The sequence below is a fragment of the Kitasatospora sp. NPDC004669 genome (genome assembly GCF_040609455.1).
Classification (GTDB): domain Bacteria; phylum Actinomycetota; class Actinomycetes; order Streptomycetales; family Streptomycetaceae; genus Kitasatospora.
Genome location: NZ_JBEXKB010000012.1, coordinates 30,327 through 54,071, shown reverse-complemented (window position 1 = coordinate 54,071; position 23,745 = coordinate 30,327). Strand labels below are relative to the sequence as shown.

Sequence of the window (23,745 nt, the reverse complement as noted above, 5' to 3'; positions counted from 1 at the left end):
CGTTCTGGGGTCGTCGAGTCTTTGTCTGCTTCGACCCCTGCCGCGGGGTGAAGCAGGTCGCGGAGTTCTCGGTGGGTCAGAGAAAGATCGCCGAGTAGAGACTGTGGCGGTTCGACCGGGCCCGCCGGGCCAGGGCGGCGAGTTGCTCGAGAAAGGCCGTCAGGTGGGCCGGATCGCCGTAGCCGTGGAACTCCTTGGCCCCTGACCAGGGCACAGCCAACCCCGCCAGCTGCCAGCTCGGCGCATCGGCCAGGGCATCGCGCAGTTCATCGGGCAGGGTGACGACCCACGCGCTCTCCTCCTGCGGATCGCTCACCAGAGCGCCGAACCGGGGATGCGCGATGACCTGCGAGAACGGCTCGGCGAGCAGCAGTGCCATGCCCTGGGCCAGCAGGACGTGCGGCTCGATCCCCTTGACCCAGAACGTATCGATACCGGCCTCGCCGGGCCCATCGGGGAGGGCGCCGGCCGCCGCGCGATCATCGGGTGGCTGAAATAGTCATAGAAGCTGCCCACGGCAGGAATCGTGCCACCGAGGTCCGACATGCTCGGCCGTCTGGGAGCACGACTGGCAGAAGGTCCACTGTCGGACGCCGCAGACGATCCCGTAGACGACCGGACCGCCACCGCAGACCTGGAGGCCGTACTGGCCTCGCTGGCCTACCTGCTGACCCGCTCCCAGGAGCACGAGCGCCGCACGGCCAGGGCCGGCATCACCGCCACCCGCTCGGACGTCTACCTGCTGCGCGCCCTCGCCGAGGCCGAGGGGCCCAGCCGGGTCGGCGACCTGGCCGCCCGGCTGATGGTCAAGCCCTCGCACGTCACCCGGCAGATCGACCGCCTGGAGAGCCAGCACCTGGTGGCCCGCACCCCCGACGCCCTGGACCGCCGGGCCCGCCGGGTCGCCCTCACCCCCGACGGGCGCACCCTGCTCGACCGGCTGAAACAGGCCAACATCACCGGCTTGACCGACGCCCTGGACAGCGTCCCGGACTCGGACGTCGCCGCGACGGTCAGCGTGCTGTGCCACCTGATCGAGCGCTACGTGCGGCGGGTGCGGGGCTCGATGCTCTCGGAGGACGACGCCGGCTTCGCGCCCCCGGCGCCGGGGGCGCGAGGGCGCGATGACGCCGGGGGCGAGGTCGATGCCGGCCGGTCGCGAGCCTGTGCCTGCGAACGGATGATCCGGCTGTTCCCTCCGCCCCCGGACGGAGACCCCGCTCGTCGCAGCAGTCGGCGGGGCCGTGCTCAGTGATTCGGTACGCGTGCGGCGACTACCCTGCCGCCGGCGCGAAGAACGGAGGATCGACCAGGTCTCCGATCGAGAATTCCTCGAGCTGGACGTCCGCAACGACCTTCCAGAGGAACTCCGACATCGAGAAGTCGAACTCGGACCATCCGCCGTACTCCGGCTGAGCGAGCACGCGCCACCGATCCGGGTCTTCGCTGCTGGCATCCCAGAAGAAGGAAGAACCACGAACGGAGACACCCCACTGGATCAGCCCTCCCTGCCCGGGCGAGAAGATCCGGTACGGGGCGTACGGGTCGAAATCGGAAGGCCTCGGGACGGACCGCAGTTCCGAGTTGTACCCCACCAGCGAATCCCCGCCGTCCGGGTGGAGGACGTCGAGATAGCCACTGAACTGCCCCGGCCCGAAAGTCTCGCAGAGCAGCTTGTAGTCGCCGGGAAGCGCCGTGCCGAAATCGTCTTCCACAGCAACCCAATCAATGACCAGCCTGAGGGGTTGCCACTCGACGGCTTGGACGATCCGATCCACCCACAACATCCGAAAGACCTCCTACTGCCAGCGCCTACGCGGCCGCACCCTGCTCGACCGGCTGAAACAGGCCAACATCACCGGCTTGACCGACGCCCTGGACGGCGTCCCGGACTCGGACGTCGCCGCGACGGTCAGCGTGCTGTGCCACCTGATCGAGCGCTACGTGCGGCGGGTGCGGGGCTCGATGCTCTCGGAGGACGACGCCGGCTTCGCGCCCCCGGCGTCGGGGCGCGACTCGGTGCGCGACGCCGTCGAGTCCTGAGCTTCCTGACCCACGAGCTCAGTCGAACTGCATCCATGCCTCCGGGCCGGACCAGTGGCGACGCCACAGAATAGTTGTCCAGTCGTTGGGGTCGTCACCATCGGCATACCAGCACAGCAGGTCGGAGTCCGCCGTCAAACCCCATCCGATCAGAAGGTCAGGGTCGGAGAACCCTTCTTCCTCTCCGGTGAACCGGGCGTCATCGGTCACCCCCTTCACCGTCGCACTGAGGTCATTCGGGTAGGCATCCGGAATCGGGGGACCACGGACAGGAAGTTGTCGAATACACCCTCCCCGTAGATCCCCATGAACTCCTTGTAGTCGTCGGGAAGTCCATGATCGTATTCGATCGCAACCCGACCCCAGTCGACGGAGCTCCCGCCCCCCGGGGGAGCGGCGACCAGGGCCGTCAACCCGTCGACAGCCCTACGCCCGTCACTGCCTCTAGAGCTCCCAGCTGCTTCCATCCGACGTCCTCCAGGGCAACGGAATCGACACGCCTGTGACGCTGGTGCCGGCCACCAACGCGTCCAACCAGTTCTGGGACTTGTACGACAAGTAACCCACCCGCGCCATCCCACCCCGGGCGGCGACAGCGCCGCCCGGGGTCCTCACACGAGCCTGTCCGCAGCCGGACGAGGCGGACGGCTTCGCGGTGGCCCGGCGGCCCCGCTTCGCGTCTTCGGCGCCCCGTCTACGTCTGACCCTGCGCCTGTCGGCGCTCGGCAAGCGGTGCCCCGTGCCAGCGCCAGTCCTTTCGGCGGGGGCGATCGGGCGTCTCGATGCGCCCGGTGGCCCACAGAAGTGTTGACCAGGCGCTGCCGATGACGGGGACGTCGGGGAACAGTCGTGCGAGGACCCGTTCGCACAGGTCCTGCGGTGGCTCCCAGGGGCGGTCCGGGCGTTGGACGACGTCGTGGGTGTGGACCAGGGCCTCCACGACACCCATCGCGGCGAAGCCTTCGGGGTCGGAGGCCCCGAATACGTGCGGGGCCAGGGCGGTCGCGTCGGCGATGTCCACGGCGGCCGCGAGCAGCCCACCGCACGCCTGCACGACGGTCAGCAGCCCCAGGGGTCCTGCCTCTTGGTCAGCGAAGATCACGTTGGCCGGGCCACCCGGTCGGTCACCGGAGACGCGCAGCGGGACGCGTGGTACGGCGATGGGCCGGGCGAGCCCGAACCGCAGGGCGTAGGTGAGCAGATCGTCCGCGATGTGCTCGACGGTCTCCCAGCGCGTCCACTCCAGGCTGTCGGCCCGTTCGTGCCACAGCGCGGTCGGAACGCTTTTGAGGACGTCCACGCAGCAGGCGACGGCCTGACGTATGTGATCCCCGCTCACCAGCGGGTTCTGCTCTGCGGACTGTGCCATGCCGGGAGCCTACAAGGCCGCGGCGAGCGGCCCGTCGTGGCCACCACCATGCCGCTGCTGCGCTGGTCCGGCTACGACGGCATCCGCACCCTTCACCAGGGCGCCGGCCTGGCCCGCGGCTGGACCGAGAAGGACGTGGACGGCCTGGACGGCTGGGTGGCCCTGGTGGACGGCCGGGTTGTCCTCGGCGCCCGCCCCGGCTTGGCCGTGCCGGAGCCCGTCGTGCACGCCGAGGCGTGGCAGGCCGGCGCGACGCTGCACACCACCCTCGCCCAGCACCCCGCCCGCACCCCCTTCACCCAGGACGAGGACGACGACCAGGAGCACGGGCTCCTCGGCGACGTCCGCCACCGGGTCCGCCGCCGGGCGGCGGGGATGACCCTGGAGAACATCCAGCAGGCCCTGGACCGGGCCCGGGAGGACGAGCGCGCCGCCGACCGGTACGCCGAGGTGGTTGCGGCTGACAGCGATGATCCCGGATGGGAGTCGCCCGGGCAGGGACGGCGTCCGTCACCTTGCCCGATGGGGACAGCCGGTCAGTCGTCCTGCTGCCAGGGGGCGCGGCCGTTGGGCTGGGGTTGGGTCCAGATCCGGATCCGGGTGCTCTCCAGGGTGGGGCAGTCGGCGGCGCTCAGGACCCATTCGGCGACGAATGCCGTGTAGTACAGGCCGACGTCCCACAGCATGAGGCCTGCGTCGTTGGGCACCGGTCGGTCCGCGATACGTATGTAGTGCCCGGGCTCGAAGAGCTCGTCCAGCAGATGCGTTGAGGCGTGGGTGCCGGACATCGACAGCCGCCGGTAGTCCAGATAGACCGAGCGCAGGCTTTCCTGCGCGAGACCGCGCGTCGGCGCCCACTCGGACAGCTGGTCGATCATGACGGAGACTGGTAGTGCCTGTGCCTGGAGCGGCCCGAATCTGGCGATGAAGTCGGACAGGTCCACGCGGCTTGGCTCCAGCTGCGGGACGTGCGGCGGCGGGATCATTGCCATCGGCGGAAGATCGGGGCGGCTGCTGTTGCGGCGTGCGATGTTGGCGTTGTGCGCCCGGACCTTCCTGAGACGGCGCAGTGCGTCCTTCCTGCTGGCGGCGAGCTTCCGGTTGATCCTGTCGCGTTCCGCTTGGACGCCTTCGGCGCTGTGCCGGACCGCTTGGCCCGCCGCGACGACGGCCTCGTGCCCGCCGAAATGGATGTAGAGCGAGAACACCGTCGCCTCGATCAGGCTGCGCGCCAGCGAGCGGGTCGCATACTCAAGCCCGCCGTCGACCGCTGCCCCCAGCTCTCGCAGGAGTTCCGCGCAGTAGCGCAAGGCCGCGCCGTCGTACAGGCGCCACGTCACCTGCGGTGTCCGCGTGTCCAGGAGAGCCCAGCGATCGCTGGCGAACGCCGCGTCGATCTCGGCAAGCAGTCGGTTGGTCGCCTCGGACAGTTCCTCCCGAGTGGGCCGTGACTGCTGCCGCTGCGCGTCTCCTGCTTCGGTCATGTCGATCACCGTAAGCGTCCGAGGCGGCGGGTCACACCAGGTATCCGCATCTGCCGACGAACACCACGTGCCACCAGGAAGGTGGCGTCGTAGGTCACCGCACCGTTTCCGCCCGCTGAGGTTCCCCCGAGCTGCGGAAGGTTGCCGGAGATGGCCTGATGGGTCATGAGAAGGGAGCCTTTGTGATGGCTGCTCAGATGAAGTACCCGCCCGAGTTGCGCCGGCGTGCGGTGGAGATGTACCGCGCCGCCGACCCACCCGAGGCGCCAACACGGGGAGACCGCCACCCCGCAGGGTGACGGCCTCCAGCGCCTTCTCCGAGCTGCCGAGCGCAGCGCGAGCCTCGGACAACGACACCGCCCGGCCCGGGGCCTACGCCCACTCGACGCCGTGCTCGGCGAGCTGCGCGAGCTGCCCCGCGGTGAGCTTGGCCCGGCGGGCCTTCGTGTTGTTCAGCCAGGCCCCAGCGACAGTCCCTCGGCGAGGCGCTGCGCGAACACGACGAGCACTTCCTCCTCCAGCTGGAGCGCGCGGAGCGTGAGGGCGACGGCGTCCTTGCCCGCCAGGCCCTGGCCGACCTCCTGCGCGCCGCCGACGCCCTGGCCGAGCGCCACCGCGAGCTCGCCGAGCGGCTGCTCGACGCCCACCCCACCCAGACCGCCAGCCCCGACCAGGCCGCCCCGGAGCCCCGCGTTTCACCCCGGGGTGAAACAGTGGCCCCGCTCGATGGCTCCCCGGCCACGGCCGGGCCGTGGTCAGCGGCTGCTCCCGTACCGGCTCCGGCGACCGCCGGCCCCGCCTCCGAGGATCGGCCCGCGCCCGTTGCTCCCCGGGGCGAAACTCCCCGCTCGGCGGGCCCTGCCCCGGACCGCCCGCAGGGCCAGTCGGCGCCTGTTCCTCCCCGGGGGGAAACGCGGTCCGCTGCGCGGCCCGCCGCCACGGCGCCCGTTGCGCCCCGGGGAGAAACATCCCCGGATGCTTCGGCAGGCGGGGGCGGACTGCGTGAGCTGGTCGACCGCAGCCTGGCCCAGCAGACCGCTCCCGCCCCTCCCCTGCGATGCCCACCACGCCGAAGCCCACAGAGGTCACGGTCCCGGCCGACCCGATGCTGCGCCGACTGCCGACGACCGATGTCTCCGTCGACTTGGACCCGCGTGTGTTCGGCGACTGGTGGTCTCTGGCTGGATGGACTGTCAACCTCGACGTCTTCCTCGTCCTCGGCGAGGGCCACCAGGTCGGATGGGTCGAGCGCGGCCTGCCTGGCCTTGGAGACGGGACTCATAGCCAGCCGGGTCGTCGTTCTCACCCGGCTCACCGCAGTGGGTGCAGGGGAAGGGCCCCCAAGCGGCGCCGACCCTCACGAGCTGCTCCCAGCCGAGGCCTTCTTCGGCTTCGCGAGCAGCGATGGCCTCAGCGATCCGCTGCTGCGCGTACTCCTGGTCGACGCCCACGGCTCTCATCTCCCAGACGACGGCGCCTACCCCCAGAATCGCTCGCCCAGCCCCGCCACGCCAGGCGCATACCCGCTACGCCGCAGCCCCGGCCGGGTCGTCCACGTGCATGAGCCGGCTGCGGGCGGCGACACGGTCCTCACCGGACAACGTCGCCCAGTACTCGTCCGCCCACACAACATGGGAGGCCTGACGCTCGGCTTCCTCCAGCTGACCGCACTCGGCCAGCTGCTCCTCGCTCAGGCCCCGCCGGGCGGCTTCCAGATCGCCGTTCCAGGCCGGCAGCGCTGCCAGGTAGGCGCGGCGCTCGGCCTGCACGGCCGCCAGCGCCCGCTGCGCCTCGATCAAGTGGTCTGGGTACTCGAAGGTCTTCTGCTTTCCCAGCGCGCAATCGGACGCGTGACCCAATCCCGCGCCGGGCTACGCCTCGCTCGACAAGCTGGCGGAGCACGGGCCGCTCGGGCTGGGGAGTACGGGTGCACCGCTTCGAGGTCGTCGGCGTCATGCTCGGCGCGCCGGGCGACCAAGCGCTCGTGCAGCGCGCCGCGGTCGTAGCTGTCGGGGGTGACGGCGGCCGCCGGCTACGGGGAGTCGGCGGCCGTGGTGTGGGGCCGTTCGGGTTCGGGTGTGGTGTCGATGGCGGCGCGGGCGTGGAAGGCAACGGAGCGGCGGGAAACCGATTTCGTGTTGGCACGGTCATCGCCTAGGCTGATCTCACCGACGCGGGGTGGAGCAGCTCGGTAGCTCGCTGGGCTCATAACCCAGAGGTCGCAGGTTCAAATCCTGTCCCCGCTACTACGAAGGCCGGGTCGGCGCACGGTGTGCGTCGGCCCGGCCTTGTTTGTTGGGCAGTTGGCGGTTGGTCAGGCCGCCGAGGGTGCGGAGCCAGTTCACTCGTTCGCCTGAGGGCGAACCTGCCGAGGCCTGGTGCTTGCGGTCAGGCCTCGGTTGACGGCCTTGGTACGAGCCTCCGCGTTACGCGGAGATCCGGTGGCGAGTCGTCATGTGTGGCGCGGCCGTGAAGGCCGGGGCCGACAGCGAGATCGAGGCCTCGTCGTTCCGACGATCTGGCGCGTGCTGCGCGCTCTGGCGGCGCACGACGCCCGGGTGGTTGGCCGGATCACGGAGCTGCGCGCCCACCGCGCCCAGCCCCAGCACATCACCACGGTGGAGGCCTCCAACGAGGGCAGCGGAACGGATGACAGCGACGCCTTCACCCTCTCCTCATCCTGCCCTGGCCTCGCACCGAGACGACCTCGTTCACCGATCCCGCCTGCTCCCGCTCACCAACGACACGCCCTGGCGCCGCTGGCAGGCCCTCGACGCCCTGCGCGCCTGGGGAACCGCGTGCAGTGCTGCTGCCAGGCCGGCAGGATGCGGCGGTGAACTGATCCTCGACCAGCGGCCGGTGGCCGGCTTCTGGTGGGAGGTCGCTGCCTGCGCGTGTACGCTCGGGCTGCTCGCGACTGTGGGGTCGCGATGCCTCGTGTGGCGTCAGTGATTCCAGGGCCGTCTCTCGCCCGGGTACACCTGGGAGGCGCAGTCGTCGGCGAGCACGGCGATCGTAGCGCGCCCTTCGACCCATTCCAGCCAGTGCTGCGGCAGGCGTACGTCGCCGTGGTGAGCGCCGAGGAGGTTGCCGCAGATCGACCCGGTGGAGTCGCTGTCGCCCGAGTGGTTGACGGAGAGCAGGAAGGCGGCCTCGATAGAGGTGCGGGCCGGCCTGGGGTCGCAGACGGTGCCCTGACTTCCGATGTAGTAGGTCTGGATGCGGGTACGACCCAGCAACGCGTACACACCGATTGCCAGGGCCTCCTCCGCAACCCAGCCCGCGCCCAGGGTCTGGAGCTTCTCCGCTGTCGCCACGCCGTCGGCGGCGAGGTCGACGGCCTTGCGCAGCACGGTGGTTGTCTCCTCGTGGCCGGGGTAGCGGGCGAGCAGCTCCATGGCTCGCAGTACCGCACCCTGCGGTGACTCGCCGTGGACCAGATGGTTGATCATGGCAGCGAACGCACCGGCGGCGTAGTAGCCGGTGGGGTGGCCGTGCGTGATCTGGGCACACTGGGCGGCGAACTCGAAGGCGCGCTCGGCCCCGTGGTCGGTGAATCCGAACGGCGCGGAGCGCATCACGGTGCCACACCCCTTCGAACCGGGGTTCACCGGGCCGGGGGTGCCGGCGGGCTTGCCGTACGGGTCGGGCGTGTGGTCCTCCAGGAGGCCGGCCAGGCACGCGTTGCCGGGTGCCCGCCGTGCGTACAGCCAGGGCTCCTCGCGCAGCCGGCCGCAACGGTGCCGGAGGTTGTCGGCGGGCGGCGGCGCGGGGTGGTTTTGGGTGTCCAGCCAGCGCAGATACGCGTCACGTATGAACATCGCTTCGGCACCGCCGAGACCGCGCGACGTGGTCCGCGAGTAGCCGCGCAGCCAGCCTTCTGCGGTGAAAAGCGTCATCTGGGTGTCGTCGGTGACCCTTCCGGTCACACCCTCGTGGTCCGGGACGAGACCGGTGACGCCCGCCTCGCCGTACTTCTCCCGGATCGCATCCAAGGACAGCAACTCCACAGGGTTACCCAACGCGTCCCCGATCGCCCCGCCGAGCAGGCACCCGCGCACCCGGGCGCGATAGGCGGCCAGTTCACTCCAGGACAGCTGCTCCACCTTGCGACTCCCCCGCGTCGGCAGTTTGATCAAGACGCACGCGGTCACCATCGTAGAGCCGACGCCTCCGCCTCAGTCGGCCAGGAACCAGGCCCGCTACCGCCCGGCCTGTGGGAGGACGACGTCCCAGGCCAGGCCCTCGCCCTTCAGCCGGCGAAGGCGCCAGCGCATCAGCGCCGACTGGCTGTCGGGAGTGTGCAGAACGCGCAGCTGCTCGGCCGCGGGCTTTCCTAAGGTGCCCGCCGCGGCGCAGGCCGCCAGCTGCTCGGCGGTCTGCTCGTCGCCGACGCCGGGGCGGTGCCGCTGGCCGCCAGTGCCGGCGGTATACCCGAGCGGCGCGGCGGTCCAGTAGCAGGCCGGGGCCTTTGATGAGGATGCCGATCGAGTCGGGTTCGGTCACCGAAGACCGGTCCGTTTCAAGGCGTTGGGGCCAGGGCGCGGCCTCGTCCCGCCAGGTCACGTGTCCGACTGTCAGTCCCCGGTGTTCCCAGGCCGGTCTGCGCTCGGCGCTTTCGACAGCCGTGTGCCGGCCGGGCCGACTTCCCGCGCGGGCGTGCGGTGGTCGTTCGGATCATGCGGTGGTTCCGGGCTCGTCGCCTTCGCGGGAGCGGCGGAGTGCCTCGGCTGCGGCCTTGCGACCGGCGGCCGTGAAGATCATCTCGTTGGAATCCACCTCGTGCCACTTCGCGTCGTGCAGGCGGACACGGAACGCCCGGACGGGCAGTCGGCCGTCATCCGTGGAGTAGAGCTCCTCCCGCAGGCCGCGCTCGAAGGCCTCGGCGAGATACAGCGGAAGGCGGTCCTCGGGAACCTCCAGGACGAACTCGAAGTGCTGCTCCCCGTCGGCGGGCAAGGGCGTGAAGTCCGCGGTGGCAATGGCGTAGTGGCCGCACATCGTGAAATTGACCAGGCGAACGTGCACGTCCCGGATGACGGACGCCTCGCCGGTCGCCTCCTCCTGCGGCTGCTGCGCGCGGGGCCGCAGGGTGACGAGCCGACGCGGACCGACGCCGTCATGGAAGGACTCGGAGAACTCGTGGGCCGCCTGCTGCCCGGCTGCCGCGAAGCCGGCCGCCGTCGACTGCCCCTCACGCCACCGCGCATGGCGCAGCCGCACCCGCACCGCGTACGGCAGGACCTCGCGGAAGGACCAGGCCCGGAGTTGGGCGAGCAGCCCCTCGCCGAAGGCGGCGCCGAACTCGGCGGGCAGTACGGCGGAGGGCACCTCGTTGACGAACTCGAACGGAAGGCCCGGGTCCCCGCCACCGGTCGGGAGGGGTTCGAAGTCGGCCGAGGCGACGGCGAAGGGGAGCACTCCGCCCCGGCTGGACAGGTACGCCTGAACGTCCCTGATCGGCCGGTCGAGTTGCTGAGGATAGTCACGGACTCCTGCCATGATCCGATCGTAGGTGCCACCGCGGTGCGGGCCTCGCCGGGGGCACCGACGAGGGTCAGTCCTCGCCGGTGGCCACGATCACCACGGCGTGACCGTTGCCGGTACCGATGATGGCCGCGTCGAACGTGGCCTCGGTGACCGCCCGTTACAGGACCTCGCCGCGAGGCCCCTCCCCTTATGCGGTGGAGCCGTTTGCCCGCCGGGCTCAACGCGGGTACGAGCCGAGGAACCGGCGAAGGCTGGCTGACCACTGCGGGCGCCTGCTCGGCGGCCCTCCATCCGGAGGGCCGTCACTGCCTTCCGATATGTTCCTCCGGACTCGCACTGGCGGGTCACACGCGCATTTGAGGGGGAAACGTGCCAGGTGAGCGGCTTGACGCAGAGTGGGTCCGATCCTGGTGGAAGCAGGCCGATGCGGCGCTCACGAAGCTGATGCAATCGTTCCTCCCGACACACGGCTTCCCGCCCGGCCACAACGCCGTGATGCTCGCAACCGACGACAGCCATCAGGCGACGAGCACACTCGTGGACCTGACGCCGATCCCCTCCGACCTGACCACGCTCTACTGGGTGATCAGCGAGGCATCCCTGCCCGATGTCGACAGCGGGTACTTCATCCACCCACCCGCGACGGTGGCGAGGCACTTTCGCGAGTACGGCCCCGCCCCGATCGACGGTGAGTGGATCGCACTGGTATTCGCCAGTGACGGCGGCGGCCATCTGTTCGCGATCGGAGACAGCGGACAGATCTGGAAGTCCACTACAGCTTCCTGGTTCGACGACTTCGACGTCGCCGCGGCCAGCTTGCAGGAGTTCCTCGAACAGCTCGGCCAACGGATCGCGAACCAGCTCTGATCACCGGCCGAGGCGCAAACCCAGCATCCCGTCCCCGGAGACGACCTCAGTCGTCGGGTGACTTCATTTCTGGCGAACCTCCGCAGCGCTCAAGATCCGCCGACTGTTGCCCAAACCGCTGACCAATCGCTGCTACTTCACGTGAACGAAGCTCGTGGCTCCCAGACGGAACCGGCGGCGTCAAGCCCGTGACGGAGTCCACCGCCAGCACGGCGACCTTCGACGGCGGTTTGGCCGCCGCAGCAGGGATGACCACAGTGCGGTTGGACCCGGCCGACCGGGAGGCCCCGGCATCCGACCGGGCCGACGAAGAGGCCGACCTCGTTGGGGGCACCGGCGGCCCGCCCAGCAGAGTCTCAATACCCCGTGGTTGTCCCGCCCGCTTACTGTGACAATAATCCAGTGAAGGAAGCCCCCACTGCGCCGATGCCCGTCGTCCTCGGCGTAGACGACCTCCGGCCGCTCCCCAGGGCCACGCGGATTGCCCGCACCAGCCGCGAAGGCATCCAGCTCCTGGAAGAGCACCGCGACAGCTTCATTGACGAGCTGTGGCTCGACCACGATCTCGGCGGTGACGACACCATCATGCCGGTGGTGACCCTCATGGAAGAAGCCGCATTCAACGGACGGCCCTTTCGGATCGGAGCGGTCTTCGTTCACAGCGCCAACCCCATCGGTGCCGAAACCGTCGTCCGGTCACTCGCCCGCTGGAGCTACCGCGTCCAACGGGCAACGGCCTAGGGAGTCCGGACTGGACCGACTCCGCCTACGCGGGCGGACCGCGATGCACGACCACATTCCGCCGCTGGCCGGGGAGGTCGTCGCTGGTCGCGGTCTGCTGGCTGTGGATCCGGTAGGTGTCTTGTCGAGGTCGGCGGGTGTAGACCGGGCCCGCACGCCGACGTTGGGTGACAGACTGTCAGGATGCTGGATCACTCCGGCCGCCCGGTACGGGCCAGCTTGCCCAGCCGTTCTCGCACGTCGATGCCGCGGTCGACGTGCCGCTCGTCGAGCGGCACGGGCCCGTGGGGCGTTCCCCGTTCTCCACGCCGGCCCCGGATCAGGCGGCACCCGCGAACGGGTCGGGCCGGGCAGATGCGCACGGCGCGCGGCGACGCCTCGGGCCCGGCGGAATTGCCGCCCTCTCCAGCGGGGCCGAGGGCTGACAGCGATGGCGACGTGGAGGAGCAGGAGCGCCGGGGCCGCGGCGGGGGGCTGCGCTGTTGTGCTGGCCGCGGTGCTGGGGCTGACCGCGTGCGCGGCGCCGGCGGGCGGCCACGACGGTCCCGTGGCGGGCCAGGGAAGCAGCACGTCGGCGCCGATGGCGGCACCGGCGATGAGCCAGCAGACACCGTCCGGACCGAAGGAGGAGACCTACGGCATCCCGTCCACGTGGACGGATCCGGTGCGCTGGGCGGCGCTGCCGCGCGGCTCCAGGACCGCTGCCACAACCGGCGACCAAACCGGATTCCCCAACACCGTGGAGGGGGCGGTGGCGGTGCTGGTGGCCGGGACCGCGACGAATCTGCAGCCCGGCACCAGCCTGGCGGACCAGCAGGTGGCCATCTACCACACATACCTGTCCGGCGCCGACCAGAGCCCGGACGGCGAGGCGAAGGTCAGGGCGAAGGCGCAGCAGACCGAGGCCGAGAACCGCAGCGACCTCGGGCTGCCAGCGGCCGGTCCCTTGCCGAGCGGGGCCTTCGTCCGCGGCAACGTGGTGGGGTTCAAGGTGATCCAGGCGTCCTCGGACGAGGTGACGGTCTATCTGCTGACCAAGGTCAGCCGGAAAGCGGGGGAGTCCTCTCCGGTCAAGGACGCCTACGTGATCTCCGTGCTGGGCGCCGTGTGGCAGGACACCGACTGGAAGATGAGCGTGAAGGCGTCCTCCGACGCAGTGGCCCAGACCCGCGGACAGCAGTCGCCCGCCCTCGCTGCACCGGGCGACGCCAAGTTCAACGACGCCGGGTGGACCGCGCTTCGGCAGGCGGCCTGAGAGGGTGTAGGGCGTCAGGGGGGAAGGGTTTGCGCGCGGCCTGCGTCGGAGCGCTGACCGTCGTGTACTGGATCAACCAGAGCCGCTCCCGGATGCACGTGATCGACACCGTCCGGCTGGGCTGAGGGTGGTCCCGGCGCGAGACCCGGGCAAAGCCGCCCGCAACCGGAACAGCGGGCCGACCAGCCACAAGGAGCGGGAGGAGCGTCCGCGCGAATCCCCTCAACGGGCCGGGGTGGTGCCGAGGTACCCGTCGGCACCGCCCGAATCGGCCAGGTCCGCCAGGGGTGACGGCCGTCAGCCGGCCACGGTGTCGTACAAGCCGCGGCCCGTTCGCTGCGCCCGTCCAGTCTTGGCGAGGCGTTCGAGCATCGTGCGCACCGCGTTGAGCGCTCCGTTCTGGTCGTCAAGTCCGAGCAGGACGGTCACCTCCCTGGCCCGCAGCGGGCCCTTGGCCTGTCCGAGGACGGCCAGCACGCTCTCGGCGTCGGTCAGGCGCCGACGGCCCGCCGCCGTGCGTGCGGGCGTCGTCCGGCTGCCCGCACCCTCCGTGGCTTTCGCGGTCGCCGCCTTTCCCGGGGCGGCCGTCGTGTCCGCGCTCCTGGAGGTGCCGCGGGCGGCCTTCCTCACGGCCGGGGCCGGCGCGGGTGCCGCGTCCTGTTCCCGCGTGCCTGTCGCCGGCACCTTCCCCGCGACGGCCTTTGCGGTCGCTCGCTTCGTGGGGGCGGCCGCCTTCCGCGTGGTCGCCGTCTTCTTCGCTGCCGTCTTCTTGGAGACGGGCTTGCGCGGGCCCGCGCTCCGGCCCGCAGCCGGTGCCCCAGCGGAGCCGGACTCGGCAACGGGCAACTCGGAAGGCTCCTGCGCTGACTGCGCCCGGGCGGCAGGCGGCTCGTGCGCGACGCCTACCCGCGCGGTACCCGGCACCTGGTCCCGCTCCCCGAGTGGAGCCTGGGCCAGAACATCCAACCCCTCCAGCACGGCCACCATCGCGTCCTCCTGGGCGATGAGGGCCGCCAGCTGCTCCTCAAGCCGGCGCCGCTGCTCCCGTACGGCTGGCAGTCGTGCCTCCACGAGGGCCCGCGTCGATCCGACACTGCTGTCCGAGCCGAATGTGCGTCCGTCCACAAGTGCTCCTTCAACTTCCGTTCGTGTCAGCGAATGTACGGCGATCACGAGGATCGGCTCAGCGGGATGGCGAAATCCGACCCGTAAGGGTTCCATCGGATTGTGTCGCAGCCTGCGCGCCTTGGCCGCCGTCAACGTGCTCGGCCAACACGTCGCCGTCGTCGATCGCTTGTCAGCGGACGCGGCAGGCAGACCCCCAACTGCGCCAGTTGGCCGGTTCTGACCAACAGCTAATGATCACTACCACCGCTGGGAAGCCGCGCCCCGTGCCGTCGCTGGTGCTGGTCCTGCCGAACCAAGATGGTGTAGCCGTGCCGCCGACCGGCACAGGATTCGAATCAGGCGTGATGCCTCCACCGAGCTGTTGATGCTCAGCCGGCACCCGTTGAACGGCGGCAGAGCCAACTTTCGTGACCGGTAACGGCGAGTTATCCGGTTAGAGATCGAACAGTGGGTCTTCCTGAGGCTCGGTGAGCTGCCCCGACTTTGGTGGAGTCCGCGATCGTGTGATCAAGCGGCTTGCGGGGCTCGCTCCAGTTGCGCCCAGTAATCCTGCTCGTATTCGTCGGGCGGGAGGTAGCTGAGGGCGGAGTGGAGTCGTTCTCCGTTGCAGGGCTTCGGCGTAGTCGGATGGCGTCCGGTTTGTGATCACAGAGGGCCGAGGAGTGCAGCTCTGACAGCTGAACGCGGGGCGGAGAGTCCGGTCAGCCCGAGAGCGGTTGGGCGACTGAGACAGTGACCCGGCCACCGAAGCGGCCGCGCAGGTCTGCCTGGGCGCTGGCCAGATTTCCGCTGACGCCGACCTCCACCACGCCGCGGCTGAAGCTCACCTCCGACCCGTCGCCCACCATGACGATGCTGTAGTCGCTCGTGTGCCCTATCAGTGCCACGACCCGGTTGCGGGTGGCGGCCAGCTCGCTGATCGAACGCGGCGCGTCGCGCAGGTCCACGGGCACGCCCAGACTCAGGTGGGCGAGGGCGGCGTCGAAGCCGCCACCGCCCGGCTTCCGGTAGACGATGACGCGACCGTCCGGAACGTCCACCATCAGGCCCGTGAAGACATCCTGGTAGGAGCCGCCGAGGCGTGAGACCGCGTCCGCGGCCGTGTCCAGCTGCTGCTGGTCCGGTCGGCCTGAGCTCGGCGGAGGGCTTGCGGCGACGGCGGACGCGGCGGCACTCGTCGGTCCCAGCTGCTGCTGGTCCGGTCGGCCCGAGCTCGGCGGAGGGCTTGCGGCGACAGCGGACGCGGCGGCACTCGTCGGCACGGGAGCGGACGGCACGACATTGGTCTGTCCAGCGCAGGCTGCGCAAGCCAGCAGAGCGGTCAAGGCCAGGGTGACAGCGGTCAGGTGTATCGGCGTTGGGGTACGGGGCATCGATCCAGCCTCACTTCATCGGCGACGGCTGGTGATCGTACGCGGGCGCGAAGCGGCGTGCGTAAAGAAGGCAGGCACGGCTTCCGAGATCATGGAGTTACGCCGAAGCCCTGGAGCTCCACCGGCCAGCTTTCGCCACCCTCGTAGATCATCAGCGGGCGCGACGGGACACGGCCTGGCTGCAGGACCCCCCAACGTCAGAACGGAACCGCCACTCCAGCTTCACGCAGCCTGATCAAGGCCCGCGCCATGCACTCCCCAGCCGATGAGCCGTCAGCTCTCAGCCCGTCCGACAGCGGTCCACCGCTCGCAGCGAACGTCCACGGCGGACGACCGTCCCGAACCCGTTCGGCATCTACTCGGATCATGGCGTTCACGCCCTGCTCGCCGAGCCATTCCAAGATCAGCAGCGTGACCTCTTCCACCCCGCTGTCCGGTTCCGGCTTCGCCCAGCGATACTTCGGCCCACGGCCCCTCGACACTGCCATGAGATGAACCTATCCGCAGGCAGCGCGGCAGAAGAGGGCAGGGCATACGAATGCCTGGACGTTAAACGACACGGTGGGCCTTGGCAATGCACCGCCTATGGGCCGTCAAGTCCGATGACGCAGCCGAAGGGATCGATCACTTGGCAGATCCGCCGACCCCGGCTCACCTGCAGCGGACCACGGTGGTGAGTGCAGCCGGCGGCCAGCAGTCGTTCGCGGACACGGTCCAGATCTTCGACCGACCAGTACGGGACCGTGCTTGCGCCATGCGGGTTCCGCGACTCGTCCGCTTGGTGGAAGCCGAACTCGACAGCTCCGACGTTCAGCCAGGCGAATACCGACTCGCCGTCGACATCGAGGTGAACGTCCAAGCCGAGAAGATCGCCCCACCAGCGAGCTGCCCGCTCGGGACTTGGGCAGAAGATCATGACCGCTCGGACGGCATCGAACACTGTTCCTCCTCCGATGTCGGGACGACGGCGCCAGCGAGGCACCCCCAAAGAAGCCGCTGTCGGCCCCCGAGAGGCGCTGACAGCGGTCAGGCGCCGCAGCTCTGGGCGGTCTGCGGACTGAGACGCGACGGGTCGACCGAGCACGCCGCCGAGGACCGCAGGCTCGTTCTGTCGATGCCGAAATTCTAGGCGTTTCATGCAGATGGCTGTGGCCATCAACCGGGACTGCCCCACGATCGAGCGATCGCGGGAGATGACGTCGCGCACATGCGTGTGAAGTAAAACCCCAGTTCAGAGCACTCAAGCCGTCCATTGACGCTCGGTAAAGAGCGCGAAGGTCATCACCGTGCGCACGGCGTTGAGCATGGAAGCCTCCGGGACGTCAGCAGCAGAGCTTCTGGGGCGCGGGCAGGATTCAGGATACGAGTGGGAGCCACCCGTGAGCGTCAGCCCGCGCTGCGCAGTGGACTTGCGGGCAGTGGTCTTCTTACCAGCCTTGGGAGCACTGCCGGTGCTCTTCGCGGCGTCGCTGGTCTTGGGGTGCTGTTCTTGGGCGTCGGCGAGGGCGCGCTCGAGGAAGGCCACCATGCCCATCGCCTCGCCACCGGGAACTTCCGTAACCCTAGGGCAAGTTGAAGATCACCTGTCGCAGAATCCCCGGTCGCCACACGGACCCGGCCCGGTTCGCTACGCAGTGACCCGCTGCGGCCGGTGAAAGGTCTGATCGTCACAGTGGTCGGGGCCCGCTGCTGCCCGGTTGGCGTTCAGGGCTGTTCCTCCCCGAGTCCTCACGGACGAACGCGGATGATCGTCTTCCCCTGGCGTCGCTCGGTCGGGTTGAGGGCGGTGACGGCGTCGTCGAGGGTCGCGATGTTGCCGATGTTCGTGCGCAGTCGTCCGTCCCGCACCCGCTGGACGATCTCACCCAGTTGGGTGCGATCGGACTCGACGACGAAGTCGATCGCCAGGCCGTGGGCGGGCCGCGTCTCAGGCGGCCCAACGGCGGTTACCAGTGTTCCTCCGGCCCGGATCAGGCCTGCGGATCGCTTCTGGATGTCTCGGCCGATGACGTCGAAGACCAGGTCGACTTCGCCGACGTCTTCCAGGGTGTCGTTGTCGAGGTCGACGAATTCCATTGCGCCGAAGTCGAGTGCCTTGTGACGGTCGGCGGCGCGTCCGGTGCCGATGACGTAGGCGCCGGCCTCTCGTGCGAGCTGCGTCACCATCGTCCCGACTGCGCCGGCCGCGCCGTGCGCGAGGACGCTCTGCCCCGCCTGGAGGCGGCCGTGCTGGAACAGTCCCTGCCACGCGGTGAGGCCTGAGATCGGCAGGCTCGCGCCTGCGGTGAAGTCGACGTCGCCCGGCAACGGCGCGAGGTTGCGTGCCTCGACGGCCGCGTACTCGGCGAGGGTGCCGTCGCGATACCAGTCGGTGAGGCCGAACACGCGCTGTCCCACCGAGAGACCCGTCGTGCCGTAGCCGAGGGCGGTGACCACTCCGGCCAGCTCATGTCCGGGGATCGACGGTGTTCGGTCGCGGTCGAGGCGATCGGTCCAGGTCGAGGGCCACGCCATCTCGGTCGGGACGAATCCCGACGCATGAATCTGAACGACGACATCGTTGATCGCCGGTTCCGGCTCGGGCCGCTCCGTCAGCGTCATCCCGGCCGTTCCTGCGGCCTGGTCCGTCACCACGATCGCCTTCATCGGAATTGCCTCCTCGGCCATGTGTCTCTTTGGTGGTTGCGGGGATGGCCACGTGTCGTTCACGGATGAACGTGGATGATCGTCTGCCCGCTGATCCGCTCGGTAGGGGATCGCCTTCGGCATCGCCACCTCCAGGTCCGCTGCACCCCTCTACTCCAGGCCCGCGGCTGGACGGAGCGCGACGTCGACGGCCTGGACGGCTGGGTGGCCCTGGTCGAGGGCCGGGTCGTCCTCGGCGCCCGCCTGGGCCTCGCCGTGCCGGAGCCCGTCGTGCACGCCGAGGCGTGGGCGGGCCGGCGCGACGCTGCGCCCGCGGCCTGGATGTCGACCTGAACGACGTCGCCTGGATGGACGTCGAGCCGTAGAACCACCCTCCAGCCGCCCCGTGTCGGCGAAACTGTGACCGAGCGCTTCAGCTGGCCGATGAGCAGCCGATTTGGCCAGCTGAACGTCGACGTTGTCCCTGGTCAGTGGGGGTATGAAGCTCCAGGGTTCGAGGCATTCAGGGTGGATTGGACATTCCTGCTGGTCAGGGGCCTGCTCAACTGGCCGGCTCGACTGCTCAGTCACAGAAACTGTGGTCGGGTGCTTCAGTCGGCCGGTGAGCGGATGAGTTGGCCACCGGGGGGCGGCTTTCCCGGGGCTTGGTCCGTGTGTGGCGGCTCTACTTGCAGAAGGTCTTGGCTGCGAGCGCGGCTCCCGCGTCGAAGCCCTTCTGGTAGTTCGGGTCGACAGCGGTGAGACCTTGCGGAGGCTTGCTCTTGCAGTCCTGTCTGATCGCTTTGAAGCCGTCCCTGAAGCCCCGCTTGTACTGGTCGTTGGCGTTCTTCTGTCCGCCGGTCGTGCCGGTTGCGGGGGCCGTGCCACAGTCCACCTTGCCCTCAGGGCTTTGGACGGTCCAGTGACTGTCGGTCCCGACAGGGATGGTGAAGGTGCCGCCCTTCGCCACACTGGCCGATCCAGCCTGTATCCCAGCATCCGAGAAGGCCGCGACCACCGAGCCCTCGGTGAAGCCCGTGCCGCCGACCTGGTGCATGCCGGGCCGGTCCGGGTCGTTGGCCACAGAGCACGCTGCAACCGCGGGGGCGGCGGGTGCGCTCATTGCCAGCCCGTGTGCGGCGACGGCCGGGCCGAGGGCGAGTGAGGAGATCATCAGGGGGGCGATTGCCAGGAGGCGACGCCGCCGTTTCATTGTCTCGTCCTTCCGTTGAGGCGGGAGAGCCGATCCGGCCGGTCATCACGGCTTGGAAGGGACGGCACCCGTCGGTCAGCGGGCACCAGGGCCGGTACCGACGTGCGGGAGATCCTCAATACCATCTTTTACCAGGCCCGCACCGGCTGCCAGGAGCAGAGTGCTGCGACGCCGGCTGAGGTTTTGGTGGACCGTCCCCCTTCCACCACGACGGGGACGGCTGGCGGGTCTACGACGACGCCGTCCCGGTCGTCGCGACCACGCTGGAGCTGCTGGCCGAGCACGGCCCGCTCGGGTCGGTGTGGTGGCGCTTCGGCCGCGCCGGACGGCATTCCCTGATCGAGGCGCTGGACAACCCGGACAACCGGGCCGCGTACGACCTGCGCCAGCAGGCTCGCGAGCAGAAGGCCGACCAGGCCCACCGCGAGCTGATGCGGACCCTGGCCTGCGCCGACTGCGGCGGCCAGGTCCCCGAGCAGGAGAGCACCTGGGAGTACGGGCTCCACGGACAGTGGACCCGCCGCCCCGGCGGCCGCTGCTACCCGTGCCACCAGGAGCACGAGGAGCGCCAGGAGAAGGCCGCTGCCAAGGCGCGAAAGCGCCTGGAGCAGGCCCGGGAGACCAACGCCGCGCTGCGTCCGTGCTGGACGTGCCGGGGTTCTATCGGGGGGAAGGCGGGCTCACCGCTGGAACTCGATGAGAATGCGGGCCCGGGCCGGCTGGAGTGCCCGCAGTGCGCGGGTGACCGGGAGGTGGAGGAGCTGGGCCTGCTGGTGCTGCCCGCTCCGACCAAGCGGGAGCTGGTGGCAGAGCTGGCGTTTCCTTTCTGGGTGGTGATGGCGAGCTGCCGCATCCTCGCCTCTTCAACGGGGCGGGCCGCGGGCTGTGAGGGAGCCTGACGCCATCGTTTGCGTGCACTGCGGTGCCGGGTCTGTTTCAACGGGCGCCCGGCGTCGAGGGCGCATACGGTGGGCGTGGCGGGCCGGCGGGCTCGCCGAGAGCGTTGCCTCCGGAGTGGTCCCGCCGTGAAGGCGGGCCGGGCAGGCACGACGCTCGCGCGCCGGGGCCGAAGATTCGCCTGGCGAGTTCCGGCAAGGAGCTGTGAGAACCATGCGCGCCAGCCCGGGCCCGGAGAACGAGAACCGCGCCTACAGGCCATGTCGCGGCGAAGCGGCACTTCGGGGACGGACAGCGGGCGCATGGCGGTGACACGATCATGGGAAAACGTTCATGTGCACGATCGATCTCGCCTACGTCGGGCGGGGCCCGCACGAGGAACTGGTCACCTACATCGCTGACCAGCAGGACTTCTACGCCGACGAGGGCGTCCACGTCGCAGTGCGCGACGGCTGCACCTGGGAGGCGGAGCGGCTGCGCCGCGGCGCAGTCATCGGACTCGGCCGGACACTGCTGTCCCGATTGAACGATGGCATCCCCTGGGTCGCGCTGAATGTCAACACCGCTCGCCCGCTGTTCTGGTTCCTCGCCCGTTCCGGCCTGGCCTCCCTGGCCGACCTGGCCGGCCAACGGCTGGCGGTAACCCCTCCCCACACCGGCCCCGGGGTTTTCACCCGGATCATTCTGCGTCAGGCCGGTCTCGACCCGGACCGCGACGTGCAGAGCATCGTCCGCTGGCCCGGCGACTACGGCATGGACCTGCGCCGGCTGCGCAACGGGAGTATCGACGCCGCCGTGGTCGGTGACACCATGGCACCGGAGGCGATCGCCGCCGAGCTCGGCTGGCAGGTGCTGGCCTTTGTCGGCGACCACTTCCAGATTCCCACCGTAGGCGTGGCTGTCGACCCCACCTACACCGACCCGGAGGACCCCGCGGTCCAGGCGGTCGTACGAGCCCACCGGCGCGCCCTGCAGGTGATCCACAACGACCCCGACACCACGGTGCGGCACCTGCAGACCTTCCTCGGCCGACACACCGCAGACGAAGTCCGAGCGCACTACGAGAAGTTCATCGCACCGTATTTCACCACCGACGGCCAAACCGACCTCGCCGCCGCAGACACCGCGATCACCACGGTCGCCGCCGAACTCGGCGTCCCCGCCACTTTCACCGCAGCCGAGTTCTACCGCATCGCAACGACCACACCCTAGAGGAAAGGACCATGAAGGAGTTCCTGGTCGAGCTGACCATCAGCGTGCCCGAGGGGACCGACCAAGTAGAAGTCGACCGGCGCCGCGCCGCCGAAGCTGTGCGGGCCAAGGAACTCGCCGCCGAGGGTCACCTGCTCCGGCTGTGGCGCCCGGCCGGGGAGCCTCGCGTGATCGGCGTGTGGTGCGCCGACGACAAGGCGGAGTTGCGTCAGAAGGTCCTCGGGAGCCTGCCCATGTGGCCTTGGGCGACCGCGGTGATCACTGCCCTACAGTCGCACCCCAACGATCCGGGCCGCACCGGCTGAGTCTTCCGGCGCGGCGCCTCACCGTCACTGCTTGCTGCGCCGATCAGGACCGCCGTACTGAGGCGGGAGTCCATGCCCTGAGAAGCCATCCGCTTGCCGACCAACGGGCCTGTCTGGTCGAACGGGGCCCTGATCGGGTCGTACCTGTGCGGTCGGTGTATGAAGGCAGACATCGCCCGCGTGGGTCGCTGGTGGAAGGCTGCGGCATGGGGGCGGCCACCTCGCGGCTCCCGGCGGCCCGGGGCATGCGCGTGGCGGTGAACTACCACGCCGTCGCACAGCCGGAGGATGCGGCCGATGTCATAGCTCTCTTCGCTAGAGGTAGTCGGAAGCAGGGGTTTCGCGATCGACGGCGGCCCCGGACGGAGGGAAACCCATGTCTGAGAAGAACCACGCCACGGTGGCGGTCACCGGGGTGACCGGGGCGCTGGGCAGCCGGATCGCGGCCCGGCTCGCCGACCATGGCGTCCCCCAGCTCCTCGTCGGACGCAGCCCCGACCGCATGCCCGAACTGCCAGGCGCCCAGCGGCGCGGTCCGGCCGCCTACGCCGATGCCTCCGCCATGCGCAAGGCGCTCGAGGGCGCGTCGACCCTCATCCTGGTCTCCGGACACCGCACGGGGCGCCGGCTGGAGGAACACGCCACCGCGGTCGAGGCCGCGATCGCGGTCGGCGTGAATCGGGTCCTGTACGTGTCCCTCGTCGGCGCAGCGCCCGCCGCTACCTACACCAACGCCCGCGACCAGTGGCTGACCGAACAGTTCCTGGCGGGGGCCGGGATCCGCCACACGGTGCTCCGGGCGGGCTTCTACACCTCGACGCCGGCCGCCCTCGCCAACGAGGAGTTCGTCGTGAGCGGCCCTGCGAGCACCGGTAGGGCCGCCTTCGTCACCCACGAGGACATCGCCGACGTGATCACGGTCGTCGCCCTCGACGAGGGTCCCCGCTCCGAGCACGACGGCGCGACCCTTGAGATCACCGGGCCCGAGGCCCTGACTCTCGACGAAGCGGTCACCAGGATCGCCGCGGCCACCGGCCGGCCCTACCGCTTCGAACCCGAGACCCTCGAGGAAGCCTTCGCGCGGCGATGGGGACTGGGCATGAGCGGGGAACAGATCGAGACCTGGATCTCGTGGTACCAGGCGATCGAGAGGGGCGAGATTTCCGTGGTCACCGACGTCGTCCCCCGGCTCACCGGCTCACCGGCAACCCCGATCTCAGACGCAGCCTGGTGGCCCGCGCCGAAGACGGCGCGTGGTACCCGCTGATGCGTCTCGGCTCCGTCTGGTCGGCCGGGGCGGTGCGATGGAGGGTGTGGCTGGATGTCCAGTGGCGTCCACAGGACCGGGCCCCGAGCCGGTCACCGGGTGGGGTCGCCGCCGAGACCCGGGCCGAGCGCTACGACCCCGACCACGACACCGCCCTCCAACACGCACTGCGCCGTGAGCGCCACCGCCAGGCCGTCGCCGACCGCGCCGCCGAGGCCGCCCACCAGGCCCACCAGACCACCGACGCCGCCCACCGCCGTCTCGCCGGCACCGCCACCCAGCCCCTCTACACCGCCCTCGACCGCGCCGGCCTCCACGCGCTCACCGACCACGACCACCAGGCCGTCCGCGACCTCACCCAAGGCCTCGACCCCGCCACGCTGCGCCAGGTCATGAGCTAGCTGGAGCGCACCCGCACCGCCGCCCTCGCACCACGCGGCACCGAGCAGGCCGCTCCGCCTGCCTGTCCCAGGGAG

At 70.0% G+C, this 23,745-nt stretch carries 27 protein-coding genes and 1 tRNA gene; 13 read left to right on the top strand and 15 right to left on the bottom strand.

Annotated elements, in window-relative coordinates:
- Positions 1–76: 76 nt before the first annotated feature.
- Positions 77–379 carry a hypothetical protein gene (locus ABZW30_RS12905; RefSeq protein ID WP_355671122.1) on the bottom strand — a complete coding sequence of 101 codons (303 nt, stop codon included), beginning with the start codon at positions 377–379 and terminating at the stop codon, positions 77–79.
- A 165-nt stretch (positions 380–544) separates the two neighbouring features.
- Here ABZW30_RS12905 and ABZW30_RS12900 point away from each other — a divergent pair, with 165 nt between their 5' ends.
- Positions 545–1,255, top strand: coding sequence for a MarR family transcriptional regulator (locus ABZW30_RS12900; protein WP_355671121.1), 711 nt, complete (start codon positions 545–547; stop codon positions 1,253–1,255).
- Between the two features lie 19 nt (positions 1,256–1,274).
- Here the strand turns inward: ABZW30_RS12900 and ABZW30_RS12895 are convergent, their stop codons facing one another.
- Positions 1,275–1,715 carry an SMI1/KNR4 family protein gene (locus tag ABZW30_RS12895; protein ID WP_355671120.1) on the bottom strand — a complete coding sequence of 147 codons (441 nt, stop codon included), beginning with the start codon at positions 1,713–1,715 and terminating at the stop codon, positions 1,275–1,277.
- A gap of 13 nt (positions 1,716–1,728) precedes the next feature.
- Between ABZW30_RS12895 and ABZW30_RS12890 the strand changes: the two genes are divergently transcribed.
- Positions 1,729–2,043, top strand: a complete 315-nt coding sequence (locus ABZW30_RS12890) for a hypothetical protein (RefSeq protein ID WP_355671119.1) — start codon at positions 1,729–1,731, stop codon at positions 2,041–2,043.
- Between the two features lie 18 nt (positions 2,044–2,061).
- Here ABZW30_RS12890 and ABZW30_RS12885 read toward each other — a convergent pair whose 3' ends face one another.
- From ABZW30_RS12885 to ABZW30_RS12865, 5 genes are all read right to left on the bottom strand, one after another.
- Positions 2,062–2,253: a hypothetical protein gene (locus tag ABZW30_RS12885; RefSeq protein WP_355671118.1), complete on the bottom strand. Its 192-nt coding sequence runs from the start codon at positions 2,251–2,253 to the stop codon at positions 2,062–2,064.
- Between the two features lie 484 nt (positions 2,254–2,737).
- Positions 2,738–3,412, bottom strand: a complete 675-nt coding sequence (locus ABZW30_RS12880; RefSeq protein WP_355671117.1) for a hypothetical protein — start codon at positions 3,410–3,412, stop codon at positions 2,738–2,740.
- 536 nt (positions 3,413–3,948) lie between these two features.
- Positions 3,949–4,896, bottom strand: coding sequence for a hypothetical protein (locus ABZW30_RS12875; RefSeq protein WP_355671116.1), 948 nt, complete (start codon positions 4,894–4,896; stop codon positions 3,949–3,951).
- A 452-nt stretch (positions 4,897–5,348) separates the two neighbouring features.
- Positions 5,349–5,543, bottom strand: coding sequence for a hypothetical protein (locus ABZW30_RS12870; protein WP_355671115.1), 195 nt, complete (start codon positions 5,541–5,543; stop codon positions 5,349–5,351).
- A gap of 879 nt (positions 5,544–6,422) precedes the next feature.
- Complete coding sequence (locus ABZW30_RS12865) at positions 6,423–6,695, bottom strand: hypothetical protein (RefSeq protein WP_355671114.1); 273 nt, start codon at positions 6,693–6,695, stop codon at positions 6,423–6,425.
- Positions 6,696–6,823: 128 nt separating this feature from the next.
- On the opposite strand from ABZW30_RS12865, the gene ABZW30_RS12860 reads away from it, so the two are divergent.
- Together ABZW30_RS12860 and ABZW30_RS12855 are read left to right on the top strand one after the other, a co-directional pair.
- Positions 6,824–7,054 (top strand): hypothetical protein, encoded by a 231-nt coding sequence (locus ABZW30_RS12860; protein ID WP_355671113.1) that lies wholly within the window; start codon positions 6,824–6,826, stop codon positions 7,052–7,054.
- 14 nt (positions 7,055–7,068) lie between these two features.
- Positions 7,069–7,142: transfer RNA gene (locus ABZW30_RS12855), tRNA-Met, on the top strand.
- 699 nt (positions 7,143–7,841) lie between these two features.
- Here the strand turns inward: ABZW30_RS12855 and ABZW30_RS12850 are convergent.
- Positions 7,842–9,002: an ADP-ribosylglycohydrolase family protein gene (locus ABZW30_RS12850; RefSeq protein ID WP_355671112.1), complete on the bottom strand. Its 1,161-nt coding sequence runs from the start codon at positions 9,000–9,002 to the stop codon at positions 7,842–7,844.
- A gap of 571 nt (positions 9,003–9,573) precedes the next feature.
- Positions 9,574–10,398 carry a hypothetical protein gene (locus ABZW30_RS12845; RefSeq protein ID WP_355671111.1) on the bottom strand — a complete coding sequence of 275 codons (825 nt, stop codon included), beginning with the start codon at positions 10,396–10,398 and terminating at the stop codon, positions 9,574–9,576.
- Positions 10,399–10,755: 357 nt separating this feature from the next.
- On the opposite strand from ABZW30_RS12845, the gene ABZW30_RS12840 reads away from it, so the two are divergent.
- From ABZW30_RS12840 to ABZW30_RS12830, 3 genes are all read left to right on the top strand, one after another.
- Positions 10,756–11,253, top strand: coding sequence for a hypothetical protein (locus ABZW30_RS12840; protein WP_355671110.1), 498 nt, complete (start codon positions 10,756–10,758; stop codon positions 11,251–11,253).
- Positions 11,254–11,655: 402 nt separating this feature from the next.
- On the top strand, positions 11,656–11,994 hold the full coding sequence (locus ABZW30_RS12835; protein WP_355671109.1) for a cyclic-phosphate processing receiver domain-containing protein: 339 nt from the start codon (positions 11,656–11,658) through the stop codon (positions 11,992–11,994).
- A gap of 595 nt (positions 11,995–12,589) precedes the next feature.
- Entirely contained in the window at positions 12,590–13,249 is a 660-nt protein-coding gene (locus ABZW30_RS12830) for a hypothetical protein (RefSeq protein WP_355671108.1), read from the top strand.
- A 297-nt stretch (positions 13,250–13,546) separates the two neighbouring features.
- Here the strand turns inward: ABZW30_RS12830 and ABZW30_RS12825 are convergent, their stop codons facing one another.
- The 5 genes from ABZW30_RS12825 to ABZW30_RS12805 form a co-directional block, all read right to left on the bottom strand.
- Positions 13,547–14,374: a hypothetical protein gene (locus tag ABZW30_RS12825; RefSeq protein ID WP_355671107.1), complete on the bottom strand. Its 828-nt coding sequence runs from the start codon at positions 14,372–14,374 to the stop codon at positions 13,547–13,549.
- A gap of 704 nt (positions 14,375–15,078) precedes the next feature.
- On the bottom strand, positions 15,079–15,654 hold the full coding sequence (locus tag ABZW30_RS12820) for a hypothetical protein (protein WP_355671106.1): 576 nt from the start codon (positions 15,652–15,654) through the stop codon (positions 15,079–15,081).
- Positions 15,655–16,333: 679 nt separating this feature from the next.
- Positions 16,334–16,690: a VOC family protein gene (locus ABZW30_RS12815; RefSeq protein WP_355671105.1), complete on the bottom strand. Its 357-nt coding sequence runs from the start codon at positions 16,688–16,690 to the stop codon at positions 16,334–16,336.
- Between the two features lie 300 nt (positions 16,691–16,990).
- Positions 16,991–17,278 (bottom strand): hypothetical protein, encoded by a 288-nt coding sequence (locus ABZW30_RS12810; protein WP_355671104.1) that lies wholly within the window; start codon positions 17,276–17,278, stop codon positions 16,991–16,993.
- Between the two features lie 200 nt (positions 17,279–17,478).
- Positions 17,479–18,396, bottom strand: coding sequence for an NADP-dependent oxidoreductase (locus tag ABZW30_RS12805; protein WP_355671248.1), 918 nt, complete (start codon positions 18,394–18,396; stop codon positions 17,479–17,481).
- A 75-nt stretch (positions 18,397–18,471) separates the two neighbouring features.
- On the opposite strand from ABZW30_RS12805, the gene ABZW30_RS12800 reads away from it, so the two are divergent.
- Positions 18,472–18,729, top strand: coding sequence for a hypothetical protein (locus ABZW30_RS12800; protein ID WP_355671103.1), 258 nt, complete (start codon positions 18,472–18,474; stop codon positions 18,727–18,729).
- Between the two features lie 331 nt (positions 18,730–19,060).
- Here ABZW30_RS12800 and ABZW30_RS12795 read toward each other — a convergent pair whose 3' ends face one another.
- Complete coding sequence (locus tag ABZW30_RS12795) at positions 19,061–19,549, bottom strand: hypothetical protein (protein ID WP_355671102.1); 489 nt, start codon at positions 19,547–19,549, stop codon at positions 19,061–19,063.
- Between the two features lie 338 nt (positions 19,550–19,887).
- Here ABZW30_RS12795 and ABZW30_RS12790 point away from each other — a divergent pair, with 338 nt between their 5' ends.
- The 5 genes from ABZW30_RS12790 to ABZW30_RS12770 all read left to right on the top strand — a co-directional run bounded on the left by ABZW30_RS12790 (position 19,888) and on the right by ABZW30_RS12770 (position 23,670).
- Positions 19,888–20,487 (top strand): hypothetical protein, encoded by a 600-nt coding sequence (locus ABZW30_RS12790; RefSeq protein ID WP_355671101.1) that lies wholly within the window; start codon positions 19,888–19,890, stop codon positions 20,485–20,487.
- 331 nt (positions 20,488–20,818) lie between these two features.
- Positions 20,819–21,697: an ABC transporter substrate-binding protein gene (locus ABZW30_RS12785; RefSeq protein WP_355671100.1), complete on the top strand. Its 879-nt coding sequence runs from the start codon at positions 20,819–20,821 to the stop codon at positions 21,695–21,697.
- Positions 21,698–21,708: 11 nt separating this feature from the next.
- On the top strand, positions 21,709–22,002 hold the full coding sequence (locus tag ABZW30_RS12780; RefSeq protein WP_355671099.1) for a muconolactone Delta-isomerase family protein: 294 nt from the start codon (positions 21,709–21,711) through the stop codon (positions 22,000–22,002).
- A gap of 376 nt (positions 22,003–22,378) precedes the next feature.
- A complete protein-coding gene (locus ABZW30_RS12775) occupies positions 22,379–23,269 on the top strand; it encodes an NAD(P)H-binding protein (protein ID WP_355671098.1) in 891 nt (296 codons plus the stop codon).
- On the top strand, positions 23,269–23,670 hold the full coding sequence (locus ABZW30_RS12770; protein WP_355671097.1) for a hypothetical protein: 402 nt from the start codon (positions 23,269–23,271) through the stop codon (positions 23,668–23,670). Before ABZW30_RS12775 ends, ABZW30_RS12770 begins: the two co-directional genes overlap by 1 nt.
- The last annotated feature ends 75 nt before the right edge of the window (positions 23,671–23,745 follow it).

Excerpts from the sequence above, each read along its gene's own strand:
- ABZW30_RS12770 (WP_355671097.1), top strand. The coding sequence starts at position 23,269 with ATGCGTCTCGGCTCCGTCTGGTCGGCCGGGGCGGTGCGATGGAGGGTG.
- ABZW30_RS12805 (WP_355671248.1), bottom strand. The coding sequence starts at position 18,396 with ATGAAGGCGATCGTGGTGACGGACCAGGCCGCAGGAACGGCCGGGATG.
- ABZW30_RS12795 (WP_355671102.1), bottom strand. The coding sequence starts at position 19,549 with ATGATCTCCTCACTCGCCCTCGGCCCGGCCGTCGCCGCACACGGGCTG.
- ABZW30_RS12830 (WP_355671108.1), top strand. The coding sequence starts at position 12,590 with ATGAGCCAGCAGACACCGTCCGGACCGAAGGAGGAGACCTACGGCATC.
- ABZW30_RS12890 (WP_355671119.1), top strand. The coding sequence starts at position 1,729 with ATGACCAGCCTGAGGGGTTGCCACTCGACGGCTTGGACGATCCGATCC.
- ABZW30_RS12785 (WP_355671100.1), top strand. The coding sequence starts at position 20,819 with ATGTGCACGATCGATCTCGCCTACGTCGGGCGGGGCCCGCACGAGGAA.
- ABZW30_RS12875 (WP_355671116.1), bottom strand. The coding sequence starts at position 4,896 with ATGACCGAAGCAGGAGACGCGCAGCGGCAGCAGTCACGGCCCACTCGG.
- ABZW30_RS12800 (WP_355671103.1), top strand. The coding sequence starts at position 18,472 with ATGATCGTCTGCCCGCTGATCCGCTCGGTAGGGGATCGCCTTCGGCAT.
- ABZW30_RS12780 (WP_355671099.1), top strand. The coding sequence starts at position 21,709 with ATGAAGGAGTTCCTGGTCGAGCTGACCATCAGCGTGCCCGAGGGGACC.
- ABZW30_RS12880 (WP_355671117.1), bottom strand. The coding sequence starts at position 3,412 with ATGGCACAGTCCGCAGAGCAGAACCCGCTGGTGAGCGGGGATCACATA.
- ABZW30_RS12775 (WP_355671098.1), top strand. The coding sequence starts at position 22,379 with ATGTCTGAGAAGAACCACGCCACGGTGGCGGTCACCGGGGTGACCGGG.
- ABZW30_RS12810 (WP_355671104.1), bottom strand. The coding sequence starts at position 17,278 with ATGGTGGCCTTCCTCGAGCGCGCCCTCGCCGACGCCCAAGAACAGCAC.
- ABZW30_RS12900 (WP_355671121.1), top strand. The coding sequence starts at position 545 with ATGCTCGGCCGTCTGGGAGCACGACTGGCAGAAGGTCCACTGTCGGAC.
- ABZW30_RS12845 (WP_355671111.1), bottom strand. The coding sequence starts at position 10,398 with ATGGCAGGAGTCCGTGACTATCCTCAGCAACTCGACCGGCCGATCAGG.
- ABZW30_RS12905 (WP_355671122.1), bottom strand. The coding sequence starts at position 379 with ATGGCACTGCTGCTCGCCGAGCCGTTCTCGCAGGTCATCGCGCATCCC.